Source organism: Candidatus Sulfotelmatobacter sp. (assembly GCA_035498555.1).
In the GTDB taxonomy this organism is placed as follows: domain Bacteria; phylum Eisenbacteria; class RBG-16-71-46; order RBG-16-71-46; family RBG-16-71-46; genus DATKAB01.
Window position 1 is genome coordinate 1 of record DATKAB010000132.1, and the last position, 4671, is coordinate 4671.

The following is a 4671-nucleotide window of genomic DNA, read 5'->3' on the forward strand; positions in this document are numbered from 1 at the left end:
TCGCTCGGCGTGTAGTTGGCGGGCGGCGCGGGCGTGGGTTTCGAGAACTCCTCATCGCCGGGAACGCTGTCGCGCACCCGCGAGGGATCACCGGGCGGAGGCACGGTGGCCGCAGGAGCCGGCCTGGCGACCGGGGGATCCGCCGGCGTTGCAGAAGCCTTCGCGACCGGAGCCGACACCGGCGTTGCAGAAGCCTTCGCGACCGGAACCTCCACCCGCGCCGCAGCAGCCTTCGCGACCGGCGGCGCCGGTGTCGGCGTCACCGCCGGCGCGGCGGGAGCGGGTGCGCCGGGAGCCGCCGGCGCGGGCGGCGGCACCGCGAACACCGCGCTCGGCGGGGCCGCAGCGGCCGCGGTCTTGCGCGGCTCGCTCTTCACCACCACCAGCGCCTCGGCCACGGTTTCGGCGATCTCGGCCGCGTCCTCGGCGTCGCCCTTCGGCAGGGCGCCCGACAGCGTGGCGAGCGCCTCGCGCACGTGGCTCGGCTCGACCGCGGCCGAGCCGGCGGCGCGCGCGACGCGGAGCGCCTCGGCGGCGAGGGCGTTGATCTCGCGCGGTACTCCGCACGATTGCGCCGCGATTTCGGCGCAGGTCTTGCGCGGGAAGATCTTCGCCCCATCGAGGCCCGCGGCCGCCAACCGATGGCGGATGTAGCGACGCGCTTCTCCCGCCGACAGTGGCGCGAGATGCGCGCGCACCGACACACGCTGGCGCAGCGGGGCGAGCGCCGGCTGCTCGAGCCGCTCTTCCAGCGCGGGCGGCCCGAGCAGCAGCACCTCGATCCTGCAGCCGGCCTGCTGGGCGGCGCTCACCAGCAGGCGCAGCTCCTCCAGCAGCTCGGACGAGAGGTGATGCGCGTCGTCCACCACGATCACGGCCACCTGCTGCCGAACCACGGTTTCACCCAGCAGGAGTTCGAGCCGTGCCGCTAGCTTCGGCCGGCTGGCGCTCTCCGGGAACTCGGCGCCCAGGCGGTGCAGGATCTCTTCGAGCAGCTCGACGCCGGTGTGGAGCGGCATCGCCAGCCGCGCGACGGCGGCGCGCGAGCCCCAACGCGCGATGGCGAGCTGAGCGAGCGTGGTCTTGCCCATGCCGGGTTCGCCGGTGATGAGCAGGAACGGTTCGCGGGCGCCGAGATTCTCGCCAAGGCGCCGCAACGCCTCGGTGAAACCGAGGGTTTCGAGAATCGATTCCGGCGTGGGGAGCGGAGTAAATGGGTTTTCGGGCGTCACGGATCGGGTACTCGGTGCCTCGAGCGCGGCAGACGGAGGGACACCGGAGTTATCGGCAGAAGCGCGCGAGGGCCTTAGCGCGCGTGCGTCAGAATCCAGACCACCATGCCGACGGTCATGCACAGGGCGAGAATCACGGCGAAGCGAAAGATGCCGCTGCCGGCCGAGCCCGGCTCGATGGGTCTCGCCCCGGGGGATTGCACGATGCCCTGGGAGGCGGTTGTGCGCGCTTCATTCTGCTCTCTCAGCGCCCGGAGGGATTGCCGGGCGGAGGTGGCGGCGTCGGTCACCCCAAACAGAGGCGACATCGTCGGCGCGCCCGACCCCGCGCTGAAGCTGAATCCCGGACCACTGACCTGAAATCCGATCTTGATCTCGGTCTTCTTGACGTTCGAGCCGCCAGCCTTCATGGCCTGCATCGCCTGGTCGTAGACCTGACGGGCGTCGGCGGGCATCGACGCGAGGTCCTGGTATTCGACCCCGTTGACCACGAACCGCTGATTCACCGTGGTCCCGGCGCGGACCGACAGTCCCGGATGCTTCACGATCTCGGGGACGCCGTCGCCGTCGCGACCCGCGAGCTCGGGAATGCTCGCCAGAGCCTTCTCGTAGCGCTGCCGCACGTCGGGCGGCATGGCGGCGACGCTGTCGTAGCTGACGCCGTTGACGGTGATCTTCTGCGTCACGAGACCCTCCCGAGCGCGGAACCAGCGCCTCGCGCCATATATATAAGGTATCGGCAGGATCGGCTCCCGCCTTCATCCTCCACCGGGCCGCGAGTCGCGGAGCGAGTCGCTCCGGTCTAGACTGCCCGATTCACCGCTTCCATCGTTCCGCCGCGGGCGCTCCGACGGCCCGCGACCGGTGAATCCGTCCTTCTCACGGGAGGCTCCCCCATGTCGCAGCGTTTTCCACGCTTCGTGCTCCCTGCTCTCGCCCCGCTCTTCCTGTTCGCGGCGGCGTGCCCCATCGCCGCCGACTCCGCGTGGACCAAGATGCTCCGCTCGCCGACGGTGAGCGCGACTCAGATCGCGTTCGCCTACGCCCAGAACATCTGGGTCGTGGATCGCGCCGGCGGCACGGCGCGCCGGGTGACGAGCTTCCAGGGACAGGCTTCCAATCCGCGCTTCTCGCCCGACGGCAAGTGGATCGCGTTCAGCGGCGACTACGCCGGCAATCTCGACGTGTACGTCGTGCCGTCGAGCGGGGGCGAGCCGAAGCGCCTCACCTGGCATCCCGGCGCCGATGAAGTGCAGGGCTGGACGCCGGATGGCAGGTCGGTGGTGTTCGCGACGGGCCGCGCCACCTGGGCGCCGAGTCCCGCGCCGCGCTTCTGGACGGTGCCCGCGGCGGGCGGGCCCGAAGAGCCGCTGCCGCTGCCGCGCGCCTACCAGGGCGGGATCTCGCCCGACGGCACGCGCATCGCTTATCGCCTCAACAACTCGTGGGACGAGGAACGCCGCAATTACCGGGGCGGCCAGAATCGCGCGATCTGGATCACCGACCTGAAGACGCTCGAGACCACGATGCCGCCGTGGGACGGCTCCAAGGACATGTGCCCGGCGTGGCTCGGCGACACCGTGTACTTCATCTCGGATCGTGACGGCGTGGCGAACGTCTGGAGCTACGACACGAAAACCAAGTCGCTGGCGCAGGCCACCCATTTCACCGACTTCGACGTGAAGACCCTCGACGCCGGCGCGGGCGCGGTGGTGTTCGAGCAGGCCGGTGTGATCCACGAGCTGGACCCGGCAACCGGCAGCGAGCACATCGTCAACATCAGCGCCACCGGCGACTTCCCGTGGATGATGCCGCACTGGCAGGACGCCGCACCGTGGGTCACCAATCTCGCCATCTCTCCCACCGGCAAGCGCGTGCTGGTCGAGGCGCGCGGCGAGATCTTCACCATCCCCGCCGAAAAGGGCGATACGCGCAATCTCACGCGCTCGAGCGGCTCGGCGGAGCGCGATCCGGCCTGGTCGCCGGACGGCAAGTCGGTGTGCTGGTTCAGCGACCGCTCGGGCGAATACCAGCTGATCATCGAAGACCAGAGCGGCATCAAGCCGCAACGCGCGATCCCGCTGCCGAGCCCGACCCACTACTACACGGTGTCGTGGTCGCCGGACTCCAAGAAGATTCTCTATCACGACACCAATCTGCACGTCTGGGTGATGGACGTGGCCAGCGGCAAGGCCAAGCAGATCGGCAACGATCCGTGGATGGTGCCGGCGCGCACCATGTTCCCGACCTGGAGCCCCGACTCGCGCTACGTCGCGTACGCCGCGCACCTGAATTCGCTGTTCCGCGCGATCTACGTCGCCGACGTGGCGAGCGGTGAATCGCGCCAGGTGACCGACGGGCTCGCCGACGCGATGTATCCGGTGTTCGATGCCAGCGGCAAGTATCTGTGGTTCCTGGCCTCGACCGATTTCGGGCTCCGCTCACAGTGGCTCGACATGACGTCCTACGACCACACCGAGAACTTCGGGCTCTACCTGGCGGTGCTGAAGAAGGGCGACGCCAGCCCCTTCCTGCCCGAGAGCGACGAGGACTTGGGCGTCGGCTCGGCGCCGTCGTCGCGCGGAGAGTCAGCGGGCGGTGGAGCCGGCGCGGATTCGAGAGTCGGCGGCAAGGGCGGGAAGCCCGAGGCCAAGGGCGCTGCGCCGGCGAAGGATGCCGGCGGCGCCGGCGCGAAGGACGGCGCCGCGAACGCGCCGGTCACGATCGACTTGGACGGGCTGCAGTCGCGCGTCGTCTCGGTGCCGGGCGTTCCAGAGAAGCCCTACGCGTTGCTCAAGGCCGGAGCCGCGAGCACGGTCTTCTTCCTCGAAACCGCGCCCGGTGGCGGTGGCTTCGGCGGGCTCAACGGCACGCTGATGCGCTACAAGATCGGCGACAAGAAGGCGGAAACTTTCGCCAGCGACGTGGCCGACTACGCGGTGAGCGCCGACCGGCACAAGCTCGTCTACCGGGCCGCGACGCCGCCCGCCCCGCTGATTCCGGGCGGCCCGCCGCCGCGGCCCCAGCCGCCGACGCTGTACCTGGTCGACGCCGACAAGGCACCGCCGGCCGCCGGCTCGGGCAAGCTCACCTACTCGCTACGCATGTGGCTCGATCCGCAGGCCGAGTTCGCGCAGATCTTCGCCGAGGACTGGCGCAATCAGCGCGATTACCTCTATGTGCCCAACATGCACGGCGCCGACTGGCCGAAGATGCGTGAGTGGTACGGGCAATTCCTGCCCTACGTGCGGCACCGCGCCGACCTCAACTACCTGATGGACATGATGGGCGCCGAGATCTCGATCGGCCACTCGTACGTGCGTGGCGGCGACGCGCCCGAGGTGCCCGAGATCCACGGCGGGCTGCTGGGGGCGGACTTCGCGATCGAGCAGGGGCGCTACAAGATCACGCGTATCTACGACAACGAGAGCTGGAATCC

The 4671-nt window shown here is 69.7% G+C and carries 3 protein-coding genes; 1 reads left to right on the forward strand and 2 read right to left on the reverse strand.

What is annotated here, in order from left to right; genetic code table 11:
• On the reverse strand, window positions 1-1232 hold a 1232-nt coding region (locus VMJ70_11415; GenBank protein ID HTO91728.1), incomplete at its 3' end, for an AAA family ATPase.
• 74 nt (window positions 1233-1306) lie between these two features.
• Window positions 1307-1918: a hypothetical protein gene (locus tag VMJ70_11420; protein ID HTO91729.1), complete on the reverse strand. Its 612-nt coding sequence runs from the start codon at window positions 1916-1918 to the stop codon at window positions 1307-1309.
• A gap of 210 nt (window positions 1919-2128) precedes the next feature.
• Between VMJ70_11420 and VMJ70_11425 the strand changes: the two genes are divergently transcribed.
• Window positions 2129-4671 (forward strand): DPP IV N-terminal domain-containing protein (locus VMJ70_11425; GenBank protein HTO91730.1); only part of this gene is annotated, 2543 nt, incomplete at its 3' end.